We start from the raw sequence: 25,548 nt of genomic DNA, 5'->3' as shown, positions 1-25,548 counted from the left end.
ACGACAATTACTCTTCGCCGTTGAACCCGGCGCGATTGAGCAAGAACTGGGACAACATCGCCACCGGACGACCCGTTGCGCCTTTCGCTTTACCGGAACGCCACGCAGTACCGGCGATATCAAGGTGCGCCCAATTGTACTTGCGAGCAAAGCGCGACAGGAAACAACCGGCGGTAATCGCGCCGCCAGGACGCCCGCCAATGTTCGCCATATCGGCAAAGTTGGATTCCAGCTGCTCCTGATACTCATCACTCATCGGCAGACGCCACGCGCGATCGCCCGCCTGTTCGGACGCGCCAATCAGCTCGTGTGCCAACGGATTGTGGTTCGACAGCAGGCCGGTAATATGGTGACCCAGCGCGATAACGCATGCGCCTGTTAATGTCGCCACATCAATCACCGCTTCCGGCTCGAAGCGCTCAACATACGTCAGCACATCGCACAGCACCAGCCGGCCTTCGGCGTCGGTGTTCAGCACTTCCACGGTTTGGCCGGACATGGTGGTCAGCACATCGCCCGGACGATACGCGCGACCGCCAGGCATGTTTTCACAGCCCGCCAGTACGCCCGTCACGTTGATCGGCAGTTGCAACTCAGCCACCATGCGCATCACGCCGTACACTGCTGCTGCGCCACACATGTCGTACTTCATCTCGTCCATGCCTTCGGCCGGCTTGATGGAGATACCGCCAGAGTCGAACGTCAGGCCTTTGCCGACCAGCACAATCGGGCGCGCGTCTTCCGACGGGTTGCCTTTGTATTCGATAACCGACATCAGCGATTCGTTTTGTGAACCCTGGCCAACCGCGAGGTAAGAGTGCATGCCCAGCTCGCGCATCTGTTGCTCGCCGATCACGCGGGTCATCACATTTTTACTGTAAGTATCCGCCAGTTGACGCGCCTGCGACGCAAGGTAGGCCGCATTACAAATGTTGGGCGGCATATTACCGAGATCTTTCGCCGCTTTAATGCCAGCCGCAATCGCCAGACCATGCTGGATGGCGCGCTCGCCGCTGGTCAGTTCGCGGCGGGTTGGCACGTTGAACACCATTTTACGCAGCGGGCGGCGCGGCTCGCTTTTGTTGGTTTTCAATTGGTCGAAGCTGTAGAGCGTCTCTTTCGCGGTTTCCACCGCCTGGCGCACTTTCCAGTAAGTGTTGCGCCCTTTGACGTGCAGCTCGGTCAGGAAACAGACCGCTTCCATTGAGCCGGTATCATTCAGCGTATTGATAGTTTTCTGGATAACCTGCTTGTACTGGCGCTCATCCAGTTCCCGCTCTTTTCCGCAGCCAATCAGTAAAATACGCTCGGAAAGCACATTTGGTACGTGGTGAAGTAACAGGGTCTGTCCAGGCTTGCCTTCCAGTTCCCCGCGACGCAGCAGCGCGCTGATGTAACCGTCGCTGATCTTATCGAGCTGCTCGGCGATCGGAGAGAGCCTGCGCGGTTCAAAGACACCGACAACGATGCAGGCACTCCGCTGTTTCTCCGGGCTACCGCTTTTTACACTGAACTCCATGCACTACGCTCCTGAATCTTAAAGACAACGGCGGCGGCTACGGATAGAATTGCAACCTTACGTAACGCATGTCCGCTGTTGCGGTGACTTCGTGTTAATCTTAATGTTACTTCGGTTTCGGCACGTCAGAATCGGGTCTCACGCACGTATCCGCTGAGTATATTAATCTTAGCGATGATTTCGACGACTCAAGAGAATAAATGACGTTTAAGCCATGAAACAAGCGATTTTCCAGGAAAAAGACTGGTTTTTACGGGCGTATTTAAAGTGATAATCACAAGATATCTGGTGCGGGAGACGCTTAAAAGCCAGCTTGCGATCCTATTCATCCTGCTTCTGATTTTCTTCTGTCAGAAATTAGTCAGGATTTTGGGCGCAGCCGCCGACGGCGAAATCCCCACAAACCTCGTTCTCTCTCTGTTAGGCCTTGGTGTGCCAGAAATGGCGCAGCTGATCCTGCCATTGAGTCTGTTCCTCGGCTTGCTCATGACGTTGGGCAAACTCTACACCGAAAGCGAAATCACGGTTATGCACGCCTGCGGGCTGAGCCGCGCGGTGCTGGTGAAAGCTGCGCTGATTCTCGCGCTGTTTACCGGCGTGGTCGCGGCCGTCAACGTGATGTGGGCTGGTCCGTGGTCATCCCGTCATCAGGATCAAGTGCTGGCAGATGCCAAAGCGAACCCCGGCCTCGCCGCGTTAGCGCAAGGCCAGTTCCAGCAGGCGACAGACGGCAACTCGGTGCTGTTTATTGAAGGCGTTGAAGGCAGCAAATTCACCAACGTTTTCCTCGCGCAACTTCGTCCGAAAGGTAACGCGCGCCCGTCCGTGGTGCTGGCGGATTCCGGTCATCTTTCACAGCATAAGGACGGCTCGCAAGTCGTGACACTGAATACCGGAACGCGGTTTGAAGGCACGGCGATGCTGCGCGATTTCCGCATTACGGATTTCCTGGATTATCAGGCAATTATCGGCCACCAGGCGGTCGCGTTGGATCCGTCGGATACCGAGCAAATGGATATGCGCACGCTGTTTAATACCGACAACGATCGCGCCAGCGCAGAGTTGCACTGGCGTTTAACGCTTATCTTTACCGTGTTTATGATGGCGCTGATGGTCGTGCCGCTGAGCGTGGTGAACCCGCGTCAGGGCCGCGTATTATCCATGCTGCCTGCCATGCTGTTGTACCTGGTTTTCTTCCTGTTGCAGACCACGCTTCGCTCAAACGGCATGAAAGGGAAGCTCGATCCGCTGGTGTGGATGTGGGTGGTCAACGTGATCTATCTGGCGTTGGCGGTGGTGCTGAATATGTGGGATACGGTGCCAATGCGCCGGGTTCGCGCCCGTTTTCTGCGTAGAGGAGCGGTATAATGCAGGCTTTTGGCGTACTCGACCGCTATATCGGTAAAACCATTTTTACCACCATCATGATGACCCTGTTCATGCTGGTGTCGCTCTCCGGCATTATCAAGTTCGTCGACCAGTTGAAAAAAGCCGGGCAGGGGAGCTACGACGCCCTCGGCGCGGGGATGTACACCCTTCTCAGCGTGCCGAAAGATATCCAAATCTTCTTTCCGATGGCCGCGCTGCTTGGCGCGCTGCTCGGGCTGGGCATGTTGGCGCAGCGCAGCGAACTGGTAGTGATGCAGGCTTCGGGTTACACCCGTATGCAGGTGGCGCTGTCGGTGATGAAAACCGCCATTCCACTGGTTTTGCTGACCATGGCTATCGGCGAATGGGTTGCGCCGCAGGGCGAGCAGATGGCGCGTAACCAGCGCGCGCAGTCGATGTATGGCGGCTCGCTGCTCTCCACGCAGTCCGGTTTGTGGGCAAAAGACGGCAATAACTTTATCTATATCGAACGCGTGAAAGGCGATAACGAACTGGGTGGCGTCAGTATCTACTCGTTCAATAAAGAGCGCCGTTTGCAGTCCGTGCGCTATGCCGCTTCGGCGACGTTCGATGCGGAACACAAAATCTGGCGTTTGTCGCAGGTGGATGAGTCTAACCTGACCGATCCAAAACAGGTCACCGGTTCGCAGACCGTTAGCGGCACTTGGAAAACCAACCTCACACCGGACAAACTGGGCGTGGTGGCATTGGATCCGGATGCGCTGTCCATCAGCGGCCTGCACAACTATGTGAAATACCTGAAGTCGAGCGGCCAGGATTCCGGGCGCTACCAGCTCAATATGTGGAGCAAAATCTTCCAGCCGCTGTCGGTAGCGGTGATGATGCTGATGGCGCTGTCGTTTATCTTTGGCCCGCTGCGTAGCGTGCCGATGGGTGTGCGTGTGGTCACCGGTATCAGCTTCGGCTTTGTCTTCTACGTAATGGATCAGATTTTCGGCCCGCTAACGCTGGTTTACGGCATTCCGCCGGTGGTGGGTGCGCTGTTGCCGAGTGCGACGTTCTTTTTGATCAGCCTGTGGCTAATGATGCGTAAAAATTAATCGTGAAAAGAGAGGCTGCGGCCTCTCTTCTTTTTTCTGCAAGGAGCACAGCTTGTTTCGTTTCGCAACGCGCACTGCGCTTGGCTTTTCCGCCGTGCTTTTCTCCGCTGTACTGAATGCCATTTTCACCGCGCTGGTTGTCGGCGGGCAGTGGTTAGCCTCGCTGGGCGGCGATAGCGCGCTGCTGTCGTTCGAGCTGCTGGTCACGCTGTTGTCGCTGGGGCTGCTTAGCGGGTTGATTAACCGGGCGGATAAGCTGGCGCGTGCCGTTGGAACCGTGCGTCGCGGTTCGCCAGAAGAGAAGCAGGCCGACCGCGTGATGGCGCGCTTCAAAGCGGTAGATACCGCGTTTGAGTACCTGTTCTACGCCTTTTTTCCCCCGGCGATCGCCGGGTTTATCTTTCTTGATGCGCATCTCGCGCTATACCTGCACAGCGGTCTTTTGGCGCTGGCAATGGCGGGCGGGTTCTGGCAAGCGTATCGTGTTGATCGCCTGCAAAAAGCGCGCGGTTATGCGGAAGATTTTGGCCGAACCACGCCGTAACGCCTCTCAGTAAAATCTGTTCTTTGCCCCGCTGCGCATTGCGCGGGCTATGCTTGAAGAACGATTCACAACATATATTCGGAAGACTATGTCCAGATTCTTTTTCAATGACCGCAAACAGTTGGTCAATGATGCCATTGAAGGTTTAGTGATTTCTGCACCGCACGGCAACCTCGTTCGACTCGATATTGATCCTGCCATCCGTATTGTGGCTCGCGCCGACTGGGACAAAAGCCGCGTGGCGGTAATTTCCGGCGGTGGCTCTGGCCATGAACCGGCGCATGCCGGGTTTGTCGGCAAAGGCATGCTCACCGCTGCCGTTTGCGGTGATGTTTTCGCATCGCCAAGCGTCGACGCGGTGCTGAACGCCATTGTGGCGGTGACCGGTGATCGTGGCTGCCTGCTGATTGTCAAAAACTACACCGGCGACCGGCTAAACTTCGGTCTGGCGGCGGAAAAAGCCAAACTCTACGGCCTGAAAGTGGAGATGGTGATCGTCGCCGACGACATTGCGCTGCCGGACAACAAACAGCCGCGCGGTATCGCCGGAACGGCGCTGGTGCATAAAATTGCCGGCCATGCCGCTGAGCATGGCAAGTCGCTCAGCGAAGTGCGCGATATCGCCCAGCAAGCCTGCGATAACGTCTACAGCCTCGGGCTGGCGATGGAGACCTGCAACCTGCCGGGCAGCGACAGCGAGGAAGGTCGCATTCAGCAAGGCCACGTCGAGCTGGGGCTGGGGATCCATGGCGAACCGGGCGCGACCACCGTGGACACCCACAACAGCAAGGAACTTATCGAGACGCTGGTCAAACCGTTAAAAGCGGCGGTGGGCGACGATCGCGTGGCGGTGCTGATCAACAACCTCGGCGGCGTTTCCGCGCTGGAAATGGCGCTGCTGACCAAAGAGCTGGCGCACTCTGCGTTGAAAGACCAACTTGCGTACTTAGTTGGCCCCGCGCCGCTGGTCAGTTCGCTGGATATGAAAGGCTTTTCGCTGTCGTTGCTGCGCCTGAACGACGAGTTCGAACAGGCGATTTGCGCGGATGTGCAGACGGTCGGCTGGCAGAAGCCGGTGCCTTTCGCGCCGATGAAAACCGTGTCACATAGCGCCGTTTACGATGGACTCGAAATCGAACCGTCTGATAACCCGCAGGTAAAAGCGCTGGTCGGCACGGCGGCGCAAATATTGATTGATCTTGAAAACCGCCTAAACGCGCTGGATGCGAAAGTGGGCGATGGCGATACCGGTTCGACCTTTGCCGAAGGCGCGCGGGAGATCAAACGCCTGCTGGAGAACGATGCGCTACCGCTGAACAACACCGCGCAGTTGCTGCAACTGGTCGGCGAACGTCTGGCGACGGTGATGGGCGGTTCCAGCGGCGTGTTGATGTCGATTTTCTTCACTGCCGCAGGCCAGGCGGTGCATAACGCCACCGCGCTGCCGGACGCGTTGCTGTTGGGATTAAAGCAAATGAAGCATTACGGCGGGGCAGATCTGGGCGATCGCACGTTGATCGACGCGCTGCAACCGGCGCTGGAAGCGCTGCGCGACAGCGGGATGGCAGCAGCGGTAGACGCCGCGAAGAAAGGGGCGGAGAGCACCGCCACCATGCAAAAAGCCGGTGCCGGGCGCTCATCCTATGTGAACAGTGAAAACCTGTCCGGGGTCACCGACCCAGGCGCAGTGGCGATTGCCGACGTGTTTGCCGCCATCGCCAAATAAACCCAATTGCCCGGAAACTTCCGGGCAATTTTGCCGGATGGCGGCTGCGCCTAATCCGGCCTACAAACCTTGAGTCTGTTAAAAATCCGCTTTCAACACTACGCGATAACGGGCTTTGCCATCGCGCAGATGCTGCAACGCGTCATTGATTTGCGACATTGGGAACATCTCGGTGGTCGGTGCCACTTTCGCCCGTCCGGCAAACTTCATCAGCTTACGCAATTCAAACGGCGTGCCAGTTGCGGAACCGGAGATGCTGCGATCCCCGCTAACCAGAGTGAGAGCCGGTACTTCCAGCGGTTTCAGCACAATACCGACGGTGTGAAAATTCCCGCCGTGCGCCAGTGCTTCGAAGTAGGGCTGCCAGTTCAAATCGACATTAACGGTGTTAATGATCAAATCGTACTGACCCGCCCGCGCTTTCAGCGCTTCGGTATCCCGGCTGTTCACCACGTAATCTGCCCCCATCAGGCGCACTTCCGCCTCTTTTGCGGGGTTCGAGCTAAACGCCGTCACTTCACAACCCATGGCATGCAGCAGTTTGATGGCGATATGCCCGAGCCCGCCGATACCGATGACACCGACGCGGCTGGTGGCGGTGATGTTGTGCATCAGCAGCGGTTTAAATACGGTGATCCCACCACAGAGCAGCGGCCCGGCGGTTTCAACATCAATGCTGTCCGGCAGCGGAATGACCCACTGCCAGTCGGCGCGGAGCTTATCGGCAAAACCGCCGCGATTGATAATGGTCGGCACAGTGCCTTCCAGGCAGTTAACGTGATTGCCGTCGATACAGGCATCGCAGTGCCCGCAACTGCGCGCCGTCCAGCCGATGCCGACGCGCTGACCCACTTTGAGGCCTTTGTCTTGCGCCGCGCTACCCAATTCCACCACGCGGCCAATCACTTCATGCCCGGCAACCAGCGGGTACTGGGAAAAGCCCCATTCGTTGTCGATCATCGACAGATCCGAATGACAGACCCCGCAGTAATCCACCTGTACTTCCACATCTTCTGCCGCCAGCGGGCCAGCATCATATTCCTGTAGTTCGAGTGCGGCACCCGCCTGCGGCGCGACGTAGTTTTTGATGATGCTCATCATGGATTCCTTTGTTGGAGGGAGATGGATGAAGTGTAGGGCATCAGATGATTCCCCGGTGATTAGACGGCGCACATAAAGCCCGTTTCGTTAATAGATCGCTCGCAAAGGCGCGATTTTAGGAATTTCCATACTGCTAATTCGGCGCGGCGACTTTGCAACATGATATGTCCGAACCATCCTCAAAGAGTGACATAAAACAACAGCAGGTTCGATAAACAGGAGCGACGAGCATGGCAAATCAACCGCAATTTACCGGCGAGGCCGGGCTGGCGTTAATTAAAACTTTTGAAGGACTTAGACTTGAAAAATACAAAGATGCTGTCGATAAGTGGACCATTGGCTACGGTCACTTGATTCTACCGAACGAGAGTTTTCCCTACGCGATCACCGAGGCGGAAGCTGATTCGTTGCTGCGCGCCGACTTGCGCATGACCGAACGCGGTGTGCACAGGCTGGTGACCGTCGATCTCAATCAGAACCAGTTCGACGCGCTGGTAGCGTTCACCTTTAACCTCGGCGCGGGCAATTTGCAGACCTCGACGTTGCTGAAACTGCTGAACCAGGAGGAGTACGCACAGGCTGCCGAGCAGTTCCTGCGCTGGAACAAAGCGGGCGGTAAAGTGCTGGTCGGCCTGACGCGGCGGCGCGAAGCGGAGAGGGCGCTGTTTTTGAGAGCGGTTTAGCCTTTCTCAGAAGCACATTCAGCCTGGTTCCGTGGCGATCGGGCCGCTTATCTTGTGTGGTCCACATCGATTCTGCATTGATGGTTGGCAACGCAGCAAGCAAACCGGCAAGCCGTACTTCATTCATATCACTAAAACGGCGGCCTGCTTGCTCGCGTTCCCCATCACCATATTTAAACGACAGATACCAGATGCCGCCGGGTTTCAGCGCGCGCCAGATTGTTCATGACATCCGGCAGCCCGGCATTGGGCACATGCAACAGTTCATCCTGCGCAATCTCACCCTTATTAAAGCGCAAGCAGGCGGTGATAAATGGGCCTGGTTTTGTGGTGTTGAGGATCTGTTTTAGCGACTGTTTGAGATGCGCACAGATATGCTGGCGAAATGGCAGCGCCATATCCTGCAACGAAATGTATGCGTTGCTGCGCTCGATATCATACAGCGCATGCGCCAGCGCGAATTTATAGGCCGCGAAGTTGTTGCCAAAGAGGATCACGCCCCGCCAGTAGTTTTCCTGCGAGGGATCGACTTGGTAAAAACGCATAGGTTTTCCTGGGGCAGAGTAATGGTAAGTGTGGCGAGATCACATAACAAATGCGCGGTGATGTAAACCACCAAGGGATAGGTTTGGTGAATTTGTAGATGCGAGATCAGGGGGGTAACGAGGCGGCAGCGCTGAAAATTTCAGCACTTGATATAACTTACGTGTGGCGCTGCTTGCATGGACGCGTGTGACAGGTATAATCCAACACGTTTCCGCATCCCCTTCAGTGCCGAAGTGGCGAAATCGGTAGACGCAGTTGATTCAAAATCAACCGTAGAAATACGTGCCGGTTCGAGTCCGGCCTTCGGCACCAAGACCTCTTCCAAGACCATCCGAGAAAGTCCATCAAACCCTTTAAAATCAAGGCTCTCAGCGGTTTTTGTATCCGGCGTTGTCCGAGTCCGTCCGTTGAAATCCAGGGGGTACTGGGGGCATAATTGGGGGCATCTTAACTTCGATTAGAAATGTGCCCCCAAAATGAAGCTCAACGCCAGACAAGTAGAGACCGCAAAGCCAAAAGACAAAACCTACAAAATGGCCGATGGCGGCGGTTTGTATCTTGAGGTTTCGGCCAAGGGCTCTAAATACTGGCGCATGAAATACCGACGACCCTCTGATAAAAAAGAAGATCGCCTTGCTTTTGGTGTCTGGCCTACTGTTACGCTTGCTCAGGCTAGAACTAAGCGCGATGAAGCTAAAAAGCTGTTAGTACAGGGCATCGACCCAAAAGCTGAGCAGAAGGAAGCACAGGCCGAAAACGCTGGGGCATATACTTTTCAAACCATCGCCCTCGAATGGCATGCGAGCAATAAGCGCTGGAGCGAAGATCATCGATCGCGCGTTCTTCGTTACCTTGAACTGTATATCTTTCCTTATATTGGCTCGTCTGATATCCGGCAGCTTAAAACCAGCCACCTGCTTGCCCCGATTAAGAAAGTTGATGCCAGCGGTAAGCATGATGTCGCGCAGCGCCTACAACAACGTGTCACGGCCATTATGCGCTATGCCGTACAGAATGATTACATCGACTCAAACCCGGCCAGTGACATGGCTGGCGCGTTATCAACTACCAAAGCGCGACACTACCCCGCTTTACCCTCAAGCCGTTTCCCTGAGTTTCTTACTCGTATTGCTGCATATCGTGGTCGTACGATGACTCGGATTGCAGTCGAGCTTTCTTTACTCACTTTTGTGCGTTCAAGCGAGCTACGTTTTGCGCGTTGGGATGAATTCGAATTCGATAAATCTCTTTGGCGCGTACCTGCAAAACGAGAACAAATTAAGGGTGTGCGGTATTCGTATCGTGGTATGAAGATGAAAGAAGAGCATATCGTTCCTCTTAGTCGGCAGGCGATGCTCTTGATAGAGCAGCTTAAGCAAATCAGTGGTGATAAAGAGCTTCTGTTTCCAGGAGATCATAACTCAACGAAAGTTATGAGTGAAAATACCGTAAACAGCGCATTGCGTGCGATGGGGTATGACACGAAGACTGAGGTCTGCGGGCATGGGTTCAGAACTATGGCGCGCGGTGCGCTTGGTGAGTCAGGCTTATGGAGTGACGACGCAATAGAACGTCAGCTTAGTCACTCAGAGCGTAACAATGTGCGTGCAGCGTATATTCACACCTCTGAGCACTTAGATGAACGTCGGTTGATGGTACAGTGGTGGGCCGATTATCTTGATGCAAACAAAAAGGAATTTGTTACTCCATTCGATTATGCGAAAATTTATTCATATTGATGTTTAGGAGCCTTAGCCTCTCTTTTTCTAAGAGAGGCTAAGCTATTTAAGCAGAAACAATCCTTCTATAACGTTGACTGAATGCGTCTCTGCCACCTTCCATTATGTCACAGATGTTTTCCCTTACTTCACGTTCTTGTAATCCCCCAAAGGAGAGGAAATCGGTACTACCTGACTGCTGGCTTAATGCAACAACAAGTTCCGAATCTCCATTCACAACAATATTAGGATTATGAGTTATGATTATTATTTGCCTTTTGCATTTGCTTTCTTTTATTTTTTTTACAATAAGCTCATAAACTAGCTGGTTATCTAAATCATCCTCAGGTTGATCTAAAATTATAGGATCATCTCCATAGGAAAGTAAAAATGCAAGAACAGTTGCTGCCTTCTGGCCTGCTGAGCCCTGAGATAAATCTTTAAACCTTCTACCATCATTATATTTTACTGTGATTGAATCACTTGGGAACCAGCATATTAAGGCGGTTATCCCTTCATCAGATAGTGAGTTTTTAAAATCGAAGAAACGCTTGCTTAACTTCACATCAAGTATTGTGTTAGCGGTTTTATCAAAAAAACCATCTTTTAGTTCTTGGATTTTCTTTATAATGCCATCATTGTCTTCTGAAATTTCTTTGATCTTAGCGTTTAATATGTTTAAAAAACCATTATCGTCTTCATTGTATATTTCATTGCTGAATGTAGTGTCATTTTTATCGATGACGTTTCTAAAGTCACTTTCAAGGAATTGTTTATCTCCACAAAAATCAACATTAACTTTAAAATTAGCATTGTTATTATTTATGTCGACAAGGAATTGTCGTCTTCGGGCTGTAAGCTCTTTACGAAGCTCAACTAATTTATTGTAACTTTGAATAAGTTCTGTTTTTTTTTGTTCTATAGTTTTTTCATCGGCAGCGATTTTACTTAATCGTTCTGATAGTGCTTTCCTTGTGCCAATGAGGCTTTCATATTCGCTTGGGTTATTAACCCCACTAGCTTGTAGACTAGTTACTAATGTGGTGTATTGACTTTTATTGGCAATAATTTCTTGCTTCAATGCACATGAGTCAAACCAATTGATTAATCCTTTAATTTCGGTAGTGACATTATTGATTGTCTTATTGAAAGCGCTAATACTATCTTCAACTTTTTGTTGAAGATCCAGTATTTTGTTTTGGGTCGTGGTTTCATTTTGATTGCTAAAAAGCCCAGCGTTAGTTTCAAGTTTTATTGGTGTGGTTTGAGAAATGTATGTAGTTATATTTTCTAAAAAGGTAACATTTTCTGTAATAAAATTATTTATTAAATTATCTTGGTTTAAAGATTTCTGATAATTTGCCAATATGCTGGCATGGCTAGATCTTTCTATAGATGCTATTTTTTGATTAGTGTCATTTAATTGTCCAGTTAAGGTACTTTTATTGGATATGTTCGCCTTTAAATCTTTAAGTTCTCTTCTTAGCTGAAAAATAGTGCTTACTTCATTCTCCCATTTATAGTTCCACTCAGTTAAGTTAACGATATTTGATTCATCAATAAGGTTCAAAAGATAATTTGGTGAACGAGATATTTCATATATTTGTTTTTGACTAAATATTTTTACAGGAAACCTGCTTATTACATTACCTTCTTCTAGGATAATGTTCTGTTCATCAATTCGGTTTATGGATATTTGTTGATCTCCATATCCCCATTCTAACCTGTAATGATTTTCGCCTTTTAAGTATTCTACGTGAATGCTACTTTCCGCCAAAAACACACCATCATCGTCTCTATTTTGAGCTTTTCTAGCGAGTTTAGAATAAGAGTTAAACATTTCTTTATTAGATGATAACTGTTCCAGCTCTTTCTCTCTTCCCAAAGCAGTTCTCAAAAATTCTAATATAGTTGATTTACCGCTTCCTCTTCCCCCTATAATACAATTTAACCATGGGTGGAATTGTATTGAAAATTCATTTACTCTTCCGCAGTATTTAGTTTTGTTTATCTTTATGGATATAATTCTATTTTCCGCGTAAATATTTGGAGAGTTCGGGTGTTGATCTGATCTTTTCAATGAGTCATCACCATCAAATAGAGCAAGCTTTAAGCCATCAATTGATGGTGTACCCATTTTTATCCATGTAAAAGCTCTCCCAACTGTGTTTGGGTGGTGAGAATCAGAACCAATTACCTCAGGAAGTCCTGTTTGCAACGAAACATACCCACGCAGTGGGCTTGAACCTGGCTGGATGATTTCATATTCATCGTGCGTTTTTATTATTTCAACTGCGGAAGCATTAGTAAGTATCTGCTCTAGGGTCGCGCCTGATGAATGAACGGTGCAAAGCCCGCTCGCTTTGTCAATATGCGCTGGAATCGCCACTCCCCCTCGACTAATGATTAAATCAATAACACCTTGTGGGCTGATTTGAGTTACTGCATCACTATCCCCTTCTGTACCAGAGTAGTTTGTTGCACCAATTATCTGAGATATAAAGCTAGATGTTTTATCAACATCGAATATACCTAAGATGTGAATGTTACCATGTGCTGTGATCTCTATACTTGGGAATATGTATATTGAATGCCCTTCTGATCTTAAGTTTTCTGCTTCTAGTTTTAAGCTGTCGATCCAAGACCCTGTGTTATGGTCAGTCACTGCGATGCATTCAATTCCTTTTTGAATATAATCCAACAACCATTGCCTCGGAGTCATGGTTTGTTTTAGTTGATGGTCTGCTTTACCGTAATCCATTGATGCGGGTGTGTGTGTATGGAAATCAAACTTCCACCATTTTGAACCTATTTGCTGCATGACATCCTCCTGTTTGACTAATGGTCTATCATGATTTTTAGTTTTTCGGTGCAATCGGGCTTACTTTAAACCTTTTTTTTGTCTCAAACATCCTTCTAAATATATTTAATAAATACTTATCGCGCGCAGTGCTTTCCCCTCCTCGCCTGCCCGCTTCACAGGTCGGTTTACATGCAGGTGCATGACCGGGCTCAGGCCGCGCCGGGACTGGTGCGGGCGGGAATGTGACGGGTGCAGAAATAAATGCAGTTAAATGCAGCATATGCATGCAGGGTATTTTTTTAATTATTTAGGGATTTTTCGGCTATTTTTCAGGGGCGGGAGGATGCGCCCGGCAGGGGATGACCGGGGCGCATTTTTCGGGGATTTATTGCTGCTGGCTGTCCGTGCGCGACGCTTTATCGGGTCTGATTCCGACGGCATTCAGCACCGCGCAGCCGTCAGGGTTAATCCCGTTACCGGCGGCCAGCCAGGAGGCGAGGGCGTCGCGCAGGTGGTGCGTTGCCCGGTCGAGCGCCCGGTGTTGCAGGTGCGCCGGGAGGCAGCGGATATGTACCAGCTCCGGGGCAAGAATGGCGGCCAGCTCTGCGCCGTGCTGATGCATGAAGCCATCAAGCCGGTGGCGGATGCTGAGCGCCTGGACGGTCTCATGGGCGCGGATATACTGCCGTGCGGCCTGCCGTGTTTCCTCCGGGGCACCAGGTGTTTCACGGCGGCTCAGCCACACGGCACGGTGTTGCAGGCAGGCCTCTGCGGCCTGCGTCAGGATGTTGGTCATGGTGTCTCTCCTGCGGTTAAAAGCGCCACGGCGTTTTCCGGCATGGCGGGCTGACGTATCACCCCGTCGAGCGTCTCGGAGGTGCGGAACGTGGCCGAGCATTCAAGGCTGGTGCACTGGTGATAGCGCTGCTTGAGGTTCTCCGACACATACCGGCTGGTACGGGTATGTGCGGGTTGCTTGCAGTACGGGCAGTGAAACATGGCTCAGCTCTCCGCCTGCTTTTTCCGGGCGGCCAGCTCCGCGGCAAGCTGCATACGTCTGGCAGGGCTTTTATAGAGCGTCATGTCCACGCCGGTCAGCGGCGGGCGGTGCAGGCCGAGCTGAGAGATTACCGGCTCATTGTCCATGTCGAAGGTATAGAACTGTGCCTGTAAGGCAACATGCTGTTGCAGCTCCTCACCCAGCACATCACCCGGACGTGGCTCACCTTTCAGCTCCAGCTCACGCAGGCGCAGACGGTAAGCGCGTACCAGCGCCGGGCTGATGGTGTCCATCGCTTCTGTCCAGGCCGCCTGTGCGCAGACGGTAAGTGCGGTCGCATGCTCATCGACATACTGTCTGCCGGTCGCACACGCCTCAAGCATGGCACGGGATTTGTCTGTTTCCAGTTCGGCAATCAGGCCGGTGAACTCCTCTGCCAGCTCGCGCCCGGCCATGCGGCGGCCATGTTCGGCTTTCAGCTCCGGTGTCATGGCTCCGCCCAGGCTGCGCAGGCGGGTACGCCAGCTTTTGTCAGCCTCCGCACTTTCCTCGAGCGCAGTCTGCCGTTCCTTTTCGCTGCGTGTGATGGCTGCGTTGATGTCGTTCAGCGTCATCATGCTGCCGGTGTGGGCGGCTTTCGCCTCTGTAAAGCGGGAGAGCGCTTCACTCACGGCGGCGGCATTCTTCTGCGCAGCCTTTTCAGTGGTGACCGCAACGGCATTCTCGATAAGGGCGCGGTCGGGGGCAGGCCGGGTGCCGGCAACGGTTTTCATCAGGGCGGTGATAATTTCAGTTTTCATGGCAGGCTCTCTCTTTTCAGTGTGAGGGCATTCTGCCGTGGCCTGCACAACAGGACGAGCTGTTGCTGTTGTGACCGGGATGGGACAGAAAGCCGCTGAAAAAACCGGCTCGCCAGAAAGAGGTCGCAGGAAAACCCCTCTCCCTGTTTGTTTTTCTGTGTTTAACTCTTCACACTGTTCACTAAGAATATAAAAAGTAAGTAATACAGTAAGTTAAGGGGTGAACAGTTGAAGGTCTGACTGTTCACCCACTGTTCACCACTGTTCACCGGCTGTTTTTAGAGACACTTACGGCATGTATACTTTATTGCGATAAAAGAATGTTTATTTATAACCATAAATAATTAGCAATGTGCCAGACTGTTATCAGGAAATGCCAGAGATTGTCAGAGTTTGCCACTGTTTGCCATTAGCATGTTACCGGATTGTTAAACGAAGAATGACAGCAAAATAACCTGTTGCTCCCGCTGAAAATATTCACAAAATAGAGCGCTACCTGACGCCGGAAAGACATGACCGGCACCACACGGACTTTATGAGGTAGCCCGATGCACACCGCTTTTTCTTCCCCGATTTCCGCCCCTGCCGCCCCGTTAATGCCGGGGACTGAGCCCGCTCAGGAGCGTTTTCTGCGCCTGCCCGAAGTGATGCACCTCTGCGGTCTGTCGCGCTCCACCGTTTACGATCTCATCAGCCGGAATGCCTTTCCGCAGCAGGTCTCCCTGGGCGGCAAAAATGTCGCCTGGCTGCACAGCGAAATCACGGCCTGGATGGCTGCCCGCATCGCCGACCGTAACCGGGGCTGTGACGCATGATGACGTTCGACCTGCAAAAACTGCCTTTTCCTGGCTTGCTTCTTCTGGCCTTTTCCAGGTATAGTTTTCCCGCTGCCGCAAAATCGGCAGCCGGGCGTAGGAACCCGAGCGAAACAAAGGCGACACCAGACGCGCCAGGCGTCTTTTTTTGTGTCCGTGCCCTCGTGCATCCATTATTTGCGAACCGGTTTTTTTGCCGTTGCCGCATTTTTACAATGGTGGCTCGGGCGGGGCAGCCCTCGGGCTGGCCGGTTTCCTTTGTTGCCGGTATTCCTACCCCCGTCCGGGCTACCACCCATGAGCGTAGGAACTCCGGTGGTAGCTTTTATAAGCTAACAAAGGAGGCTGCCACCATGGCTACCCACCTCACCCTGTCACACCCGCAGTTTGTCTATGTCTTCGCAGCCGTTCGCCGCGCAGACCGCACACCCCGTATCTGTATGCTCCGCACCGTTGCCGGTGACGAGCACGCTGCACGCCGTTCCCTTGTCCGGGATTACATTCTCAGCTTTGCCGGGCGTCTGCCGGTGGCGGAGGTGTGCGCGTGAAAGACCTGACCCTGACGCTCACCCGTGATGAGCTTGCGTGCCTTGAGCACCTGCGTAACGTCGGCCAGTTCGTGAATGCCATGACGCTGTTAAATGACAGCGTGACGGTCAGCCGGGAACCGGTGCACCAGGCGCAGCTCTCCTCCGTGATTTACCTCATGACCACCCAGCTCGACGGCGTGGTGGAGCGCTGCATGCAGCGCTGGCTCACAGAGGAGGTCAGCGCATGAAAACCCCGCTAACACCCGTGCTGCGCGCCGCGCTTTACCGCCGCGCCGTGGCCTGTGCCTGGCTGACCGTGTGCCATCGTCAGCACCGTTACCCCCACCTCACCCTTGATGCGCTGGAGTCGGCCATTGCCGCCGAGCTGGAGGGCTTCTACCTGCGCCAGCACGGCGAGGAGAAAGGCCGCCTGATTGCCTGTGCCCTGCTGGAAGATTTAATGGATGCCGGCCCCCTGAAAGCCGCCCCGTCGCTGTCCTTTCTCGGTCTGGCCGTGATGGATGAACTCTGCGCCCGCCATATCAGCGTGCCTGTCCTGCACTGAGGAACACACCAATGAAAATGAACGTAACGGACACCGTTAACATGGCGTGCGGCCACTGGCCGCGCATTCTCCCGGCGCTGGGCGTGCCGGTCATCAGAAACCGGCATCAGGCCTGCCCCGTCTGTGGCGGCTCTGACCGCTTCCGCTTTGACGATAAAGAGGGGCGCGGAACGTGGTTCTGTAACCAGTGCGGCGCGGGTGACGGGCTGAAACTGGTTGAAAAGGTGTTCGGTGTGTCTGCATCCGAGGCCGCCGGGAAGGTGAATGCCGTGACCGGCACCCTGCCGCCGGTTGCCCTGGCAGCCACCGCGACCGCAGATGCCGGAACGGACGCCGCGCGCAAAGCGGCGGCAGCACGGGCGGCTGAGCTCGTGGCATCTGCCCGCCCGGCCACCGGTAACGCCTACCTGACCCGCAAGGGGCTGGCCGAACGCGAATGCCTGACCCTGACCACCACGCACAAAACCGGGGGCGTGAGCTACCGCGCCGGGGATGTGGTTGTCCCCCTGCATGACGACACCGGGGCGCTGGTTAACGTCCAGCTCATTAATGCTGACGGGGAAAAGCGCACCCTGAAAGGCGGGGCGGTGAAAGGCGCATGCCATATCATCGAAGGCCAGAAACAGGCCGGAAAACGTCTGTGGATAGCAGAGGGGTATGCAACCGCGCTCACCGTGCATCACCTGACCGGCGAGACCGTGATGGTGGCGCTCTCGTCCGTGAACCTCCTTTCTCTGGCGAGCCTTGCCCGTAAGCAGCACCCGGCCTGTCAGATTATCCTCGCCGCCGACCGTGACCTGAGCGGTGACGGTCAGACAAAAGCCGCAGTGGCCGCAGATGCCTGCAACGGGGTGGTTGCGCTGCCGCCGGTGTTTGGGGACTGGAATGATGCCTTTATCCTTAACGGGGAGGATGCCACACGCCGGGCAGTTTACGACGCCATCCGCCCGCCGGTTGCAAGTCCGTTCGACACCATGAGCGAGGCGGAATTTACCGCCATGAGCTCCAGCGATAAAGCCCTGCGGGTGCAAGAGCACTACGGTGAGGCGCTGGCGGTGGATGCGAACGGCCAGCTCCTGTCCCGGTATGAAAACGGTATCTGGAAGGTGATACCACCCTCAGACTTTGCCCGCGACGTGGCCGGGCTGTTCCGGCGCCTGCGCGCCCCGTTCTCGTCGGGGAAAATTACCTCGGTAGTGGAGACGCTGAAACTGATTATTCCGCAACAGGAGGCACCGGCGCGTCGCCTGATTGGCTTCCGTAACGGCGTGCTGGACACCAAAACCGGCACGTTCAGCCCGCACAGCAAATCACACTGGCTGCGCACCCTGTGCGACGTGGATTTCACCCCGCCGGTCGCGGGCGAAACGCTGGCATCCCATGCCCCGCATTTCTGGCAGTGGCTCGACCGCGCCGCCGGTGGCAGTGCTGGCAAACGCGATGTGATACTGGCCGCCCTGTTTATGGTGCTGGCGAACCGCTATGACTGGCAGCTCTTCCTCGAGGTGACCGGGCCAGGCGGAAGCGGGAAAAGCATTCTGGCCGAGATTGCGACCATGCTCGCAGGCGAGGACAACGCCACGTCGGCGACCATCGAGACGCTGGAATCACCGCGGGAGCGCGCGGCGCTGACAGGCTTCTCGCTCATCCGCCTGCCTGACCAGGAGAAATGGAGCGGGGACGGGGCAGGACTCAAGGCCATCACCGGGGGCGATGCCGTGTCGGTTGACCCGAAATACCGCGATGCGTATTCCACGCATATTCCGGCGGTCATTCTGGCCGTGAACAATAACCCGATGCGCTTCACCGACCGCAGCGGCGGTGTCTCCCGTCGCCGGGTGATTATCCACTTCCCGGAGCAGATAGCCCCGGCGGAGCGCGACCCGCACCTGAAAGACAAAATCGCCCGCGAACTGGCGATAATAGTGCGCCAGCTTATGCAGCGGTTCAGCGATCCGATGAGCGCCCGCACGCTGCTCCAGTCGCAGCAGAACTCAGACGAGGCACTGAGCATCAAGCGCGATGCTGACCCGGCCTTTGATTTCTGCGGCTATCTGGAGGCGCTGCCGCAGACTAACGGGATGTTCATGGGTAATGCCAACATCGTGCCGCGCCAGCCCCGCAGCTATCTCTATCATGCCTACCTGGTGTATATGGAGGCAAACGGGTTTAAGCATGTGCTGAGCCTGAAAATGTTCGGAACAGGGCTGCCGATGATGCTGAAAGAGTACGGCATAAACTACGAAAAGCGGCACACAAAACACGGGACGCAGACCAATCTCACGCTCAGGGAAGACAGTAACAGTGACTGGCTGCCGAAGTGCGACGAACCCTCAGCGACATAACCTCACCAGACCGGCAGCCGCCGGTCTTTTTTTATCTGACATCCCAGGTGGTGAACAGTGCACTGTTCACCCTTCACCTTCTGTTCACCACTCAAGTCAATGAAAGTAAAGGGTAAAAGAGGAGGGTGAACAGTGTGAACAATAAAACCAAAAAAAACTTTTTACCCCCCCTCACTGCACATCCGTATACAGCATTCCTTTGCCTCAGTACGTAAGTCCGCGCACAGGTGAAGAGTCGAGTGTTCACTGTTCACCAACTCATCACCTCCTATCTTTATGAAATTTAATGGAAAATTATCGAGGTGAACAGTGTGAACAGTTAGGTGCAAAAAAACTTTTTTTGCATATGATGATGCTATGCACATCATGGGAAGATTTAAGCAATGGATAAAACCAGAGATTTCATTCTAGAAGGGCTCTCCCGATTTGGATTGGCTGATTTGCCGGGTCGACCTTATGACTGCGCCTTTGACCTCCTGGCTGCAAAACCATCAAGAAAGCGGCTAGTTGTGATGGGCTTTAATGGCTCGTTAGCTGATTCATGTATGACAAATCGCCAATCTATTCTTGAAGATTATGCTCATCCTTTTATCTCCGGGGTTCAACAAGGAATAGAAGGAAAATGGGGGATCACGCATCTTGCAAAACGATTACAACAAATACCTGTTTGCCTCGGTTATAGGTGGGAAGACGTTATTTATACCAATGCATTTATGATGTGCTCTCAGAATGCAGTAACCCTAAAAAAAGAAGCAGCTTGTCGAAATATGACAATGAACGAGATCGAAACAAAATCAATGGCATTTTTTGAGCATGTGACCGCCAATTTGAGCGAACCAGATCTCATCGTTGCATACAGCAACAGTCTTCAGTCCATCTCTGCTGCAAGCCTGTTGCTAAAACACTTTGGCGATGCAACTACTCTCAAATTTTCTCACCCCAAGGGCTACCACACCACTTTCGCTTTCATGGCCAATATTAGTAGTAGAAGTATCCCGGTTGTCTGCGTACGCCACATGTCACGATTCAAACCTGAAGAGGGTTATGTAAGGGCGGCTCTGAAATTAATGGAATGTTAATTTTTGTTCCGGTAAGGATCCTGACAGCGGAACCTCACCGGCAGGAAGTACCACCCTTAAAAGGTATATGCTCCTACCTATTATCAATGCTATAGCATCAAAACGTCTGGGGGCACAAAAGGGGGCATATATTAATTATAAAAATTAAAAATCATTATAAATTAGAATGTTAATTCGAGATTTGAGTCCGGCCTTCGCACCATCGGAACATCAATAGACGTCAACGGACGTCTTTTTTTGTGCCTGAAATCCAGTATCTGTAAGGCTTTCCGCCAAATTTCATTCAACTGATGTCAACTGTGTCTATCCACATCAAGTCGCTTGTGAGTATAGAACCGAGTATATATGCTGGTTCGATAATGGTTGTATACTCACAGCGGCACATGGAAGGAGAACTTTTATGGCTCTGACAGATATCAAAGTGCGTTCTGCGAAACCGCAGGAAAAGGAGTACACCCTAGTCGATGGGGATGGCATGTTTTTGCTGATTCACCCCAACGGCTCAAAATACTGGCGGTTCCGCTTTCGCTTTGGCGGTAAGCAGCACCTAATGGCGTTTGGGGTTTATCCTGAAACGTCATTAGCTGATGCGAGGCAGAAGAGGGAAGAGGCAAGGCGGCTTGTAGCTGCTGGAATCGATCCTCGCGAGCATAAACGTGCTGTGAAAGAAGAACAGGCGAAAGAGGCTATTACCTTTGAGTCAGTTGCCAGAGAGTGGCATGCAACTAACAAGAAATGGTCAGAGGAACATAGCCGACGGGTGCTGAAGAGCCTGGAAGATAATTTGTTCCCAGCAATTGGGAAGCGGAGTATTGATAGTTTTAGTACTCGCGATCTCCTTGTTCCTATCAAAGGAGTTGAGGCTACAGGGCGTCTTGAAGTAGCTTCGCGTCTTCAGCAGCGTACCAATGCGATTATGCGTTATGCAGTGCAAAGCGGTTTGATCGATTACAATCCTGCTCAGGAGATGGCTGGGGCAGTTGCTTCAAGTAATCGTGTCCATCGACCAGCACTTGAACTGAAACGCTTACCTGAACTACTCCACCGAATTGATAGCTACTCCGGACGACCTTTAACCCGTCTGGCTGTTGAGCTCACGTTATTAATCTTTATTCGTTCCAGTGAGTTGCGCTTTGCCCGTTGGTCTGAAATCGATTTTGAAAGGGCAATGTGGACAATCCCGGCAGAACGAGAAGCTATTGAAGGAGTGAAGCATTCGGAACGTGGCTCGAAAATGCGTACTCCTCATTTAGTGCCGCTTTCTCGTCAGGCACTGGCAATCCTTAAACAGGTTCATAAGCTTAGTGGCGAGCGCGATTTTGTTTTCGTTGGAGATCACAATCCTTGTAAACCGATGAGTGAAAATACAGTGAACAAGGCGCTGCGCGTGATGGGATATGACACTAAGATTGAGGTTTGCGGTCATGGCTTCAGGACCATGGCATGTAGCTCGTTGATTGAATCAGGGCTGTGGTCTAGGGACGCTGTTGAAAGGCAGATGAGCCATATGGAGCGTAACTCTGTACGTGCTGCTTACATTCATAAGGCTGAACATTTGGATGAGAGACGATTGATGCTGCAGTGGTGGGCGGATTTTCTGGATGTAAATCGGTTGAAGGGAATTAGCCCATTTGATTTTGCTAAATTAAATGCGAGCTGATTAAAAAGAGTTTCTATAAGGCATGCGTTGAGCATGCCTTATTGTGTTTGCTAATTTATTATTTAGAGACTCATAAATCAGCTCGGGCAATGCTGTAAATCGCTTGAGCAATTTGTGAAGGCTAAGAAACTTTCATCTTTGTTTTATAATAAAATTAACGTAATGGCTACGACTCCCTTAGGCTGATTAGGAGGTGGATTACGCATGAAAAAACTAAATTAGATTTTCCGAAAGACATTGACGACTTTATTTATACTATTGTCTATGCGGCAAAAAACAATTATCTGCATGACCCTTACGCAACTCATGCGTGGTGAGATTACTGTAAGTATTCCGTATAACCGGACTATTCACTTTTATCGAGTTCATGTGCAGAATCTCTGAAAAAGATCACTCAGCATAAGTATGATAGGGCCTCATGCTGAGGGACGTCCATCACTTCACATCACCAACAACATCTGTGTCACTTAAAAAATCATTTTTTTGTGCAAAAATAAACTGTTTTAAAAACTGTTCAATGCGTATATTAAGCTTAAATAGAGGTATGGTTATGCCATCTTGTTTTTCAAAATAGATTTTTGCTTTTGCCTTGTCTACCGATTCTTTTAATGCATCGAAGCGACCAAAATCGTTTAGATTTTTTTCATTAACACTATCAACCATTAATGCTATGAGTAGTTCTTTATCTACACCAAGAGCGCTAATAACTGCGTTTATTTGCGCATTTTCAGCGTTATTTTTGTAGATGTTGATGTAGTCTCTGAAAGTATGGTCTTCAACGAGCTGAGCATCGCCGCGCTGCAAGTCGTGCAAGAAGAGTTTGGCGTATTTCTGCTCAATTTGGGTGAGTGTTGCAAACGACTTGTGCAGTTCATTTAATGTGGATTCAATGCTTGCAGGGTCCTGGTGTTTGTTCAGCTCTTTTAAATATTTATCGAATCGGCTATTCATATAGTCGGCATCGATTTTGCCGGTATCTATTTCAGTTAAATAACCACTGATATCAAAAGGCACATCGCCACCACCTGCACCATCGTGCTCACCTTTGGCTGTTAATTCTTTATAGCGCAGGACCAGACTCAGGTAAGTTTGTTCGTCCATAGCTAGCGTTACTTCATGTTCTGCATTATTTTCAGTAAAGGAATAGACCGACTGTTCCCAATGGAAGCCTTGTACTTTAGCCGCTTCCAGGTGCTGGTTAAAGGTATTAAACAACTTGGCAAATTGGGCACAGGCATCTATATCGTCTGGCAGTTTTTCAAAATTCTCCACGTCAGCGGTAACAAACAGCTCAGTAATGTCAGCTACTAATTCATTTATGGCTTTAAGATTGCTTTCTAACTTGTCAACAAACAAGCCGATAGGTTTATCGCCGGAATAGAGTTTTACCGCAGCATTAATGTGCTGCTCCATTGTATGTGGGTAGCGGTAATAACGGATGATGCCGTGGGGTTTGTCGGGACCAAACAAGCGATTGGTGCGTGAGAACGCTTGAATTATATTTTGGTATTTTATCACCTTGTCTAAATACAAAGTATTAAGCCATTTAGAATCAAAACCAGTGAGCATTTGATCCACTACAATCAATAAATCTAATTGCTTTGAAGGCTCGGTATGAATGCGTTCGTAAGGTTTTTTATGAGCAAGGCGTGCCGCTAAATCTTTTTTAAAAGCGGCGTGGCGGGCAAAATCAAAATCGTGGCCATAACGCTTATTGTAGTCACTCATGATTTCATCCAGCCCATCGCCTTTAAAGGTTGGGCCTCGGTCACCACTACCGTCGTTATCAATATTTGGGTCAAACAAGGCTGAGATTTTTAGCTCAGGTTTGGCCGCTTTTAAACGCCGGTAATAGTCAATCGCTTCAGCGATACTATTTGTGGCTAAAATCGCGTGAAATTTATTGCCTTGACTGAGTACATCCCATTTATCTAAAATGTCACTGACGACTTTTTCCTGGTGGGTAGCCGTTAAATATTGGCTTTTAGGTACATAATCTTCAATGCCTTTATGGTATTTGCCAGTGGCATCTTTATAGCCAGCCATCGGTACGTCATTTAAAAAGTGATTAAACTTTTTCTTTTTTGCTGGATCAGCCATCGCATCAGCAACCGATTCAGCCCTGGCTTGTTCTAATGCAACTTCTTTCCTTAGATCACTATCTCTAAAAGTAGGTACTTTGTAAGGATCAAATCCCAAAACGTTACCATCACGTATACCATCTGCTATGCTATAGCGATGCAACTCGTTACCAAAAACATCAGCGGTAGTATTGCTATTGATTTTATTTTCATCATGAATCGGCGTGCCGGTAAAACCAAAAAAGAGTGCCTTAGGGAATGTTTTTTTAATGCTTACCAGCATGCCTAGTTTATTTTCTTTGCCTCCACTCATCGTTGAGCGATGTGCTTCATCAATAATAAATACCAAGCGCTTAGCACGGATTTTATCTATATCAGCTGCATTTGTTGCTGTTCCCTCATCATTAGCTTCTTCAAAAATATTACTCATTTTTTGAATGGAGCTAACAATTAACGTATCGGAAGTTGCACTGCTTTTTAATTTGGTAATGAGTACATGAGTATTCTCTGTAGCTTGAACGGTTTCACCATCGCTAGCAAAATTGCGATATTCCGTCAGAGATTGGGTACCCAGCTCAATCCTGTCCATTAAAAAAATCACTTTATCGGCATCTTTCGATTGTGCAATTAACTGTGCCGATTTAAAACTGGTCATGGTTTTTCCCGAACCGGTAGTATGCCACACATAACCCCCGAGACGATCAGGGTTATTAGCGCTACCCAGCTGTTGCCAGTTGGTTTTGGCTACTTTGTCTGATATCGCATTGGCGGCGTAATACTGATAACTGCGCATTACCTTAAGCACGCCGTCGGTATCGTCGGCGACGGTATAAAAGCCAATCAACTGATGCGCCATAGGGATAGAAAGCAAGGTAGAGGCGATGTCTTTCCAGTAGTTCATGGGTTCGTTATTAAAATCGGCCCAGTTAAACTGATAATCGGGGTTAAACTTGCCGTCTAGTCCGGGGTTGGCAAAGTATTTGGTCTCGTTTGGCTCCATAGCTACAAACACCTGGATGAGCGAAAACAGGCCGTTAAATAAGCCTTCTGTACTGTACTTTTCAATTTGGTTTACGGCCTGGCTAACCGGGATCCCGCTACGCTTTAACTCTACATGGATCACCGGCATGCCGTTAATCAGTAGCAACACGTCACCTCGTCTGTCGTTACGCAAAGGGCTGCCGCGTTCAAATTTAGGCTGCTGTACAATTTGGTAACGGCTTTGACCTGCGGCAATTTCCTGGCGATCGTATATTTTTAAGCTAACTTCTTTACCCATATGCAAAGTATCGGCTGGGTTATCGCGCTTAATGGCCACGGTTTTGCCGTTAATTAAGCCGTTGAGCTTGAGTGGTGTTTTAAGTTCTTTAATTTGCTCAATAATTTGCTGCATTTCAGTTGCAGTAAGCGGGACATCGTTTAGGCGATCTCGCTGGCAATTGTTTTCAAACAAAATGTCTGCCCAGTTTTGCAGTAAATCGGCCTCGGTTTTGTTTTTGAGTATCTCCGACTCCCAACCTTTGTTGGTGAGTACCTCAATAAAGGCCTGCTCAAATTGTGCTTCGTTTTTGAAGGTGATCATG

General features: G+C 51.1%; 22 protein-coding genes and 1 tRNA gene. 15 read left to right on the top strand and 8 right to left on the bottom strand.

Translation table 11 applies throughout. The features are described 5' to 3' along the window. Nucleotides 1–7: 7 nt before the first annotated feature. Nucleotides 8–1,519, bottom strand: a complete 1,512-nt coding sequence (pepA, locus tag AAEY27_RS19365; RefSeq protein ID WP_342322415.1) for a leucyl aminopeptidase — start codon at nucleotides 1,517–1,519, stop codon at nucleotides 8–10. Nucleotides 1,520–1,672: 153 nt separating this feature from the next. Here pepA and AAEY27_RS19360 point away from each other — a divergent pair, with 153 nt between their 5' ends. From AAEY27_RS19360 to AAEY27_RS19340, 5 genes are all read left to right on the top strand, one after another. Continuing rightward, nucleotides 1,673–1,723 carry a hypothetical protein gene (locus AAEY27_RS19360; protein ID WP_216637209.1) on the top strand — a complete coding sequence of 17 codons (51 nt, stop codon included), beginning with the start codon at nucleotides 1,673–1,675 and terminating at the stop codon, nucleotides 1,721–1,723. A 63-nt stretch (nucleotides 1,724–1,786) separates the two neighbouring features. Beyond that, nucleotides 1,787–2,887, top strand: coding sequence for an LPS export ABC transporter permease LptF (lptF, locus tag AAEY27_RS19355; protein ID WP_342322414.1), 1,101 nt, complete (start codon nucleotides 1,787–1,789; stop codon nucleotides 2,885–2,887). Next, nucleotides 2,887–3,969, top strand: coding sequence for an LPS export ABC transporter permease LptG (gene lptG / locus AAEY27_RS19350; protein WP_342322413.1), 1,083 nt, complete (start codon nucleotides 2,887–2,889; stop codon nucleotides 3,967–3,969). The genes lptF and lptG overlap by 1 nt, the downstream gene beginning before the upstream one ends. 52 nt (nucleotides 3,970–4,021) lie before the next feature. Further along, nucleotides 4,022–4,513 (top strand): hypothetical protein, encoded by a 492-nt coding sequence (locus tag AAEY27_RS19345; RefSeq protein WP_342322412.1) that lies wholly within the window; start codon nucleotides 4,022–4,024, stop codon nucleotides 4,511–4,513. Nucleotides 4,514–4,601: 88 nt separating this feature from the next. Next, the gene (locus tag AAEY27_RS19340; protein ID WP_342322411.1) at nucleotides 4,602–6,239 is read left to right on the top strand and encodes a dihydroxyacetone kinase subunit DhaK; all 1,638 of its coding nucleotides are present in this window, start codon (nucleotides 4,602–4,604) and stop codon (nucleotides 6,237–6,239) included. A gap of 78 nt (nucleotides 6,240–6,317) precedes the next feature. On the opposite strand, the gene ahr is transcribed toward AAEY27_RS19340, so the two are convergent. Beyond that, nucleotides 6,318–7,337, bottom strand: a complete 1,020-nt coding sequence (gene ahr / locus AAEY27_RS19335) for an NADPH-dependent aldehyde reductase Ahr (RefSeq protein ID WP_342322410.1) — start codon at nucleotides 7,335–7,337, stop codon at nucleotides 6,318–6,320. Nucleotides 7,338–7,570: 233 nt separating this feature from the next. Between ahr and AAEY27_RS19330 the strand changes: the two genes are divergently transcribed. Then, complete coding sequence (locus AAEY27_RS19330) at nucleotides 7,571–8,023, top strand: lysozyme (RefSeq protein WP_342322409.1); 453 nt, start codon at nucleotides 7,571–7,573, stop codon at nucleotides 8,021–8,023. 173 nt (nucleotides 8,024–8,196) lie between these two features. Here AAEY27_RS19330 and AAEY27_RS19325 read toward each other — a convergent pair whose 3' ends face one another. Then, nucleotides 8,197–8,568, bottom strand: coding sequence for a hypothetical protein (locus tag AAEY27_RS19325; RefSeq protein ID WP_342322408.1), 372 nt, complete (start codon nucleotides 8,566–8,568; stop codon nucleotides 8,197–8,199). A 228-nt stretch (nucleotides 8,569–8,796) separates the two neighbouring features. Between AAEY27_RS19325 and AAEY27_RS19320 the strand changes: the two genes are divergently transcribed. Together AAEY27_RS19320 and AAEY27_RS19315 are read left to right on the top strand one after the other, a co-directional pair. Beyond that, a tRNA-Leu gene (locus AAEY27_RS19320) sits at nucleotides 8,797–8,881 on the top strand. Between the two features lie 164 nt (nucleotides 8,882–9,045). Then, a complete protein-coding gene (locus AAEY27_RS19315; RefSeq protein ID WP_342322407.1) occupies nucleotides 9,046–10,308 on the top strand; it encodes a tyrosine-type recombinase/integrase in 1,263 nt (420 codons plus the stop codon). 46 nt (nucleotides 10,309–10,354) lie between these two features. On the opposite strand, the gene AAEY27_RS19310 is transcribed toward AAEY27_RS19315, so the two are convergent. The 4 genes from AAEY27_RS19310 to AAEY27_RS19295 form a co-directional block, all read right to left on the bottom strand. Beyond that, nucleotides 10,355–13,108, bottom strand: coding sequence for a TrlF family AAA-like ATPase (locus tag AAEY27_RS19310; RefSeq protein WP_342322406.1), 2,754 nt, complete (start codon nucleotides 13,106–13,108; stop codon nucleotides 10,355–10,357). Between the two features lie 367 nt (nucleotides 13,109–13,475). Beyond that, complete coding sequence (locus AAEY27_RS19305; protein ID WP_342322405.1) at nucleotides 13,476–13,886, bottom strand: phage polarity suppression protein; 411 nt, start codon at nucleotides 13,884–13,886, stop codon at nucleotides 13,476–13,478. Beyond that, nucleotides 13,883–14,089 (bottom strand): ogr/Delta-like zinc finger family protein, encoded by a 207-nt coding sequence (locus tag AAEY27_RS19300; RefSeq protein ID WP_342322404.1) that lies wholly within the window; start codon nucleotides 14,087–14,089, stop codon nucleotides 13,883–13,885. The genes AAEY27_RS19305 and AAEY27_RS19300 overlap by 4 nt, the downstream gene beginning before the upstream one ends. Nucleotides 14,090–14,092: 3 nt before the next feature. Further along, complete coding sequence (locus AAEY27_RS19295) at nucleotides 14,093–14,890, bottom strand: capsid protein (RefSeq protein ID WP_342322403.1); 798 nt, start codon at nucleotides 14,888–14,890, stop codon at nucleotides 14,093–14,095. Nucleotides 14,891–15,438: 548 nt separating this feature from the next. Between AAEY27_RS19295 and AAEY27_RS19290 the strand changes: the two genes are divergently transcribed. From AAEY27_RS19290 to AAEY27_RS19260, 7 genes are all read left to right on the top strand, one after another. Then, on the top strand, nucleotides 15,439–15,705 hold the full coding sequence (locus tag AAEY27_RS19290) for a helix-turn-helix transcriptional regulator (RefSeq protein WP_045513618.1): 267 nt from the start codon (nucleotides 15,439–15,441) through the stop codon (nucleotides 15,703–15,705). Beyond that, on the top strand, nucleotides 15,702–16,253 hold the full coding sequence (locus AAEY27_RS19285; protein WP_342322402.1) for a host cell division inhibitor Icd-like protein: 552 nt from the start codon (nucleotides 15,702–15,704) through the stop codon (nucleotides 16,251–16,253). The genes AAEY27_RS19290 and AAEY27_RS19285 overlap by 4 nt, the downstream gene beginning before the upstream one ends. Continuing rightward, a complete protein-coding gene (locus AAEY27_RS19280; protein ID WP_342322401.1) occupies nucleotides 16,250–16,483 on the top strand; it encodes a hypothetical protein in 234 nt (77 codons plus the stop codon). The genes AAEY27_RS19285 and AAEY27_RS19280 overlap by 4 nt, the downstream gene beginning before the upstream one ends. Then, complete coding sequence (locus AAEY27_RS19275) at nucleotides 16,480–16,800, top strand: DUF5375 domain-containing protein (RefSeq protein ID WP_076736647.1); 321 nt, start codon at nucleotides 16,480–16,482, stop codon at nucleotides 16,798–16,800. The genes AAEY27_RS19280 and AAEY27_RS19275 overlap by 4 nt, the downstream gene beginning before the upstream one ends. An 11-nt stretch (nucleotides 16,801–16,811) precedes the next feature. Beyond that, entirely contained in the window at nucleotides 16,812–19,145 is a 2,334-nt protein-coding gene (locus AAEY27_RS19270) for a primase-helicase zinc-binding domain-containing protein (protein ID WP_342322400.1), read from the top strand. A gap of 383 nt (nucleotides 19,146–19,528) precedes the next feature. Continuing rightward, nucleotides 19,529–20,224 carry a hypothetical protein gene (locus AAEY27_RS19265; RefSeq protein WP_105629452.1) on the top strand — a complete coding sequence of 232 codons (696 nt, stop codon included), beginning with the start codon at nucleotides 19,529–19,531 and terminating at the stop codon, nucleotides 20,222–20,224. Nucleotides 20,225–20,624: 400 nt separating this feature from the next. Beyond that, nucleotides 20,625–21,884 (top strand): tyrosine-type recombinase/integrase, encoded by a 1,260-nt coding sequence (locus AAEY27_RS19260; protein ID WP_342322399.1) that lies wholly within the window; start codon nucleotides 20,625–20,627, stop codon nucleotides 21,882–21,884. Nucleotides 21,885–22,319: 435 nt separating this feature from the next. On the opposite strand, the gene AAEY27_RS19255 is transcribed toward AAEY27_RS19260, so the two are convergent. Then, a complete protein-coding gene (locus tag AAEY27_RS19255) occupies nucleotides 22,320–25,547 on the bottom strand; it encodes a type I restriction endonuclease subunit R (protein ID WP_342322398.1) in 3,228 nt (1,075 codons plus the stop codon). Between the last annotated feature and the right edge of the window lies 1 nt (nucleotide 25,548).

The sequence above is a fragment of the Kosakonia sp. BYX6 genome (assembly GCF_038449125.1).
Classification (GTDB): Bacteria; Pseudomonadota; Gammaproteobacteria; order Enterobacterales; family Enterobacteriaceae; genus Kosakonia; species Kosakonia calanthes.
This window is presented reverse-complemented; position numbering and strand designations above follow the sequence as displayed.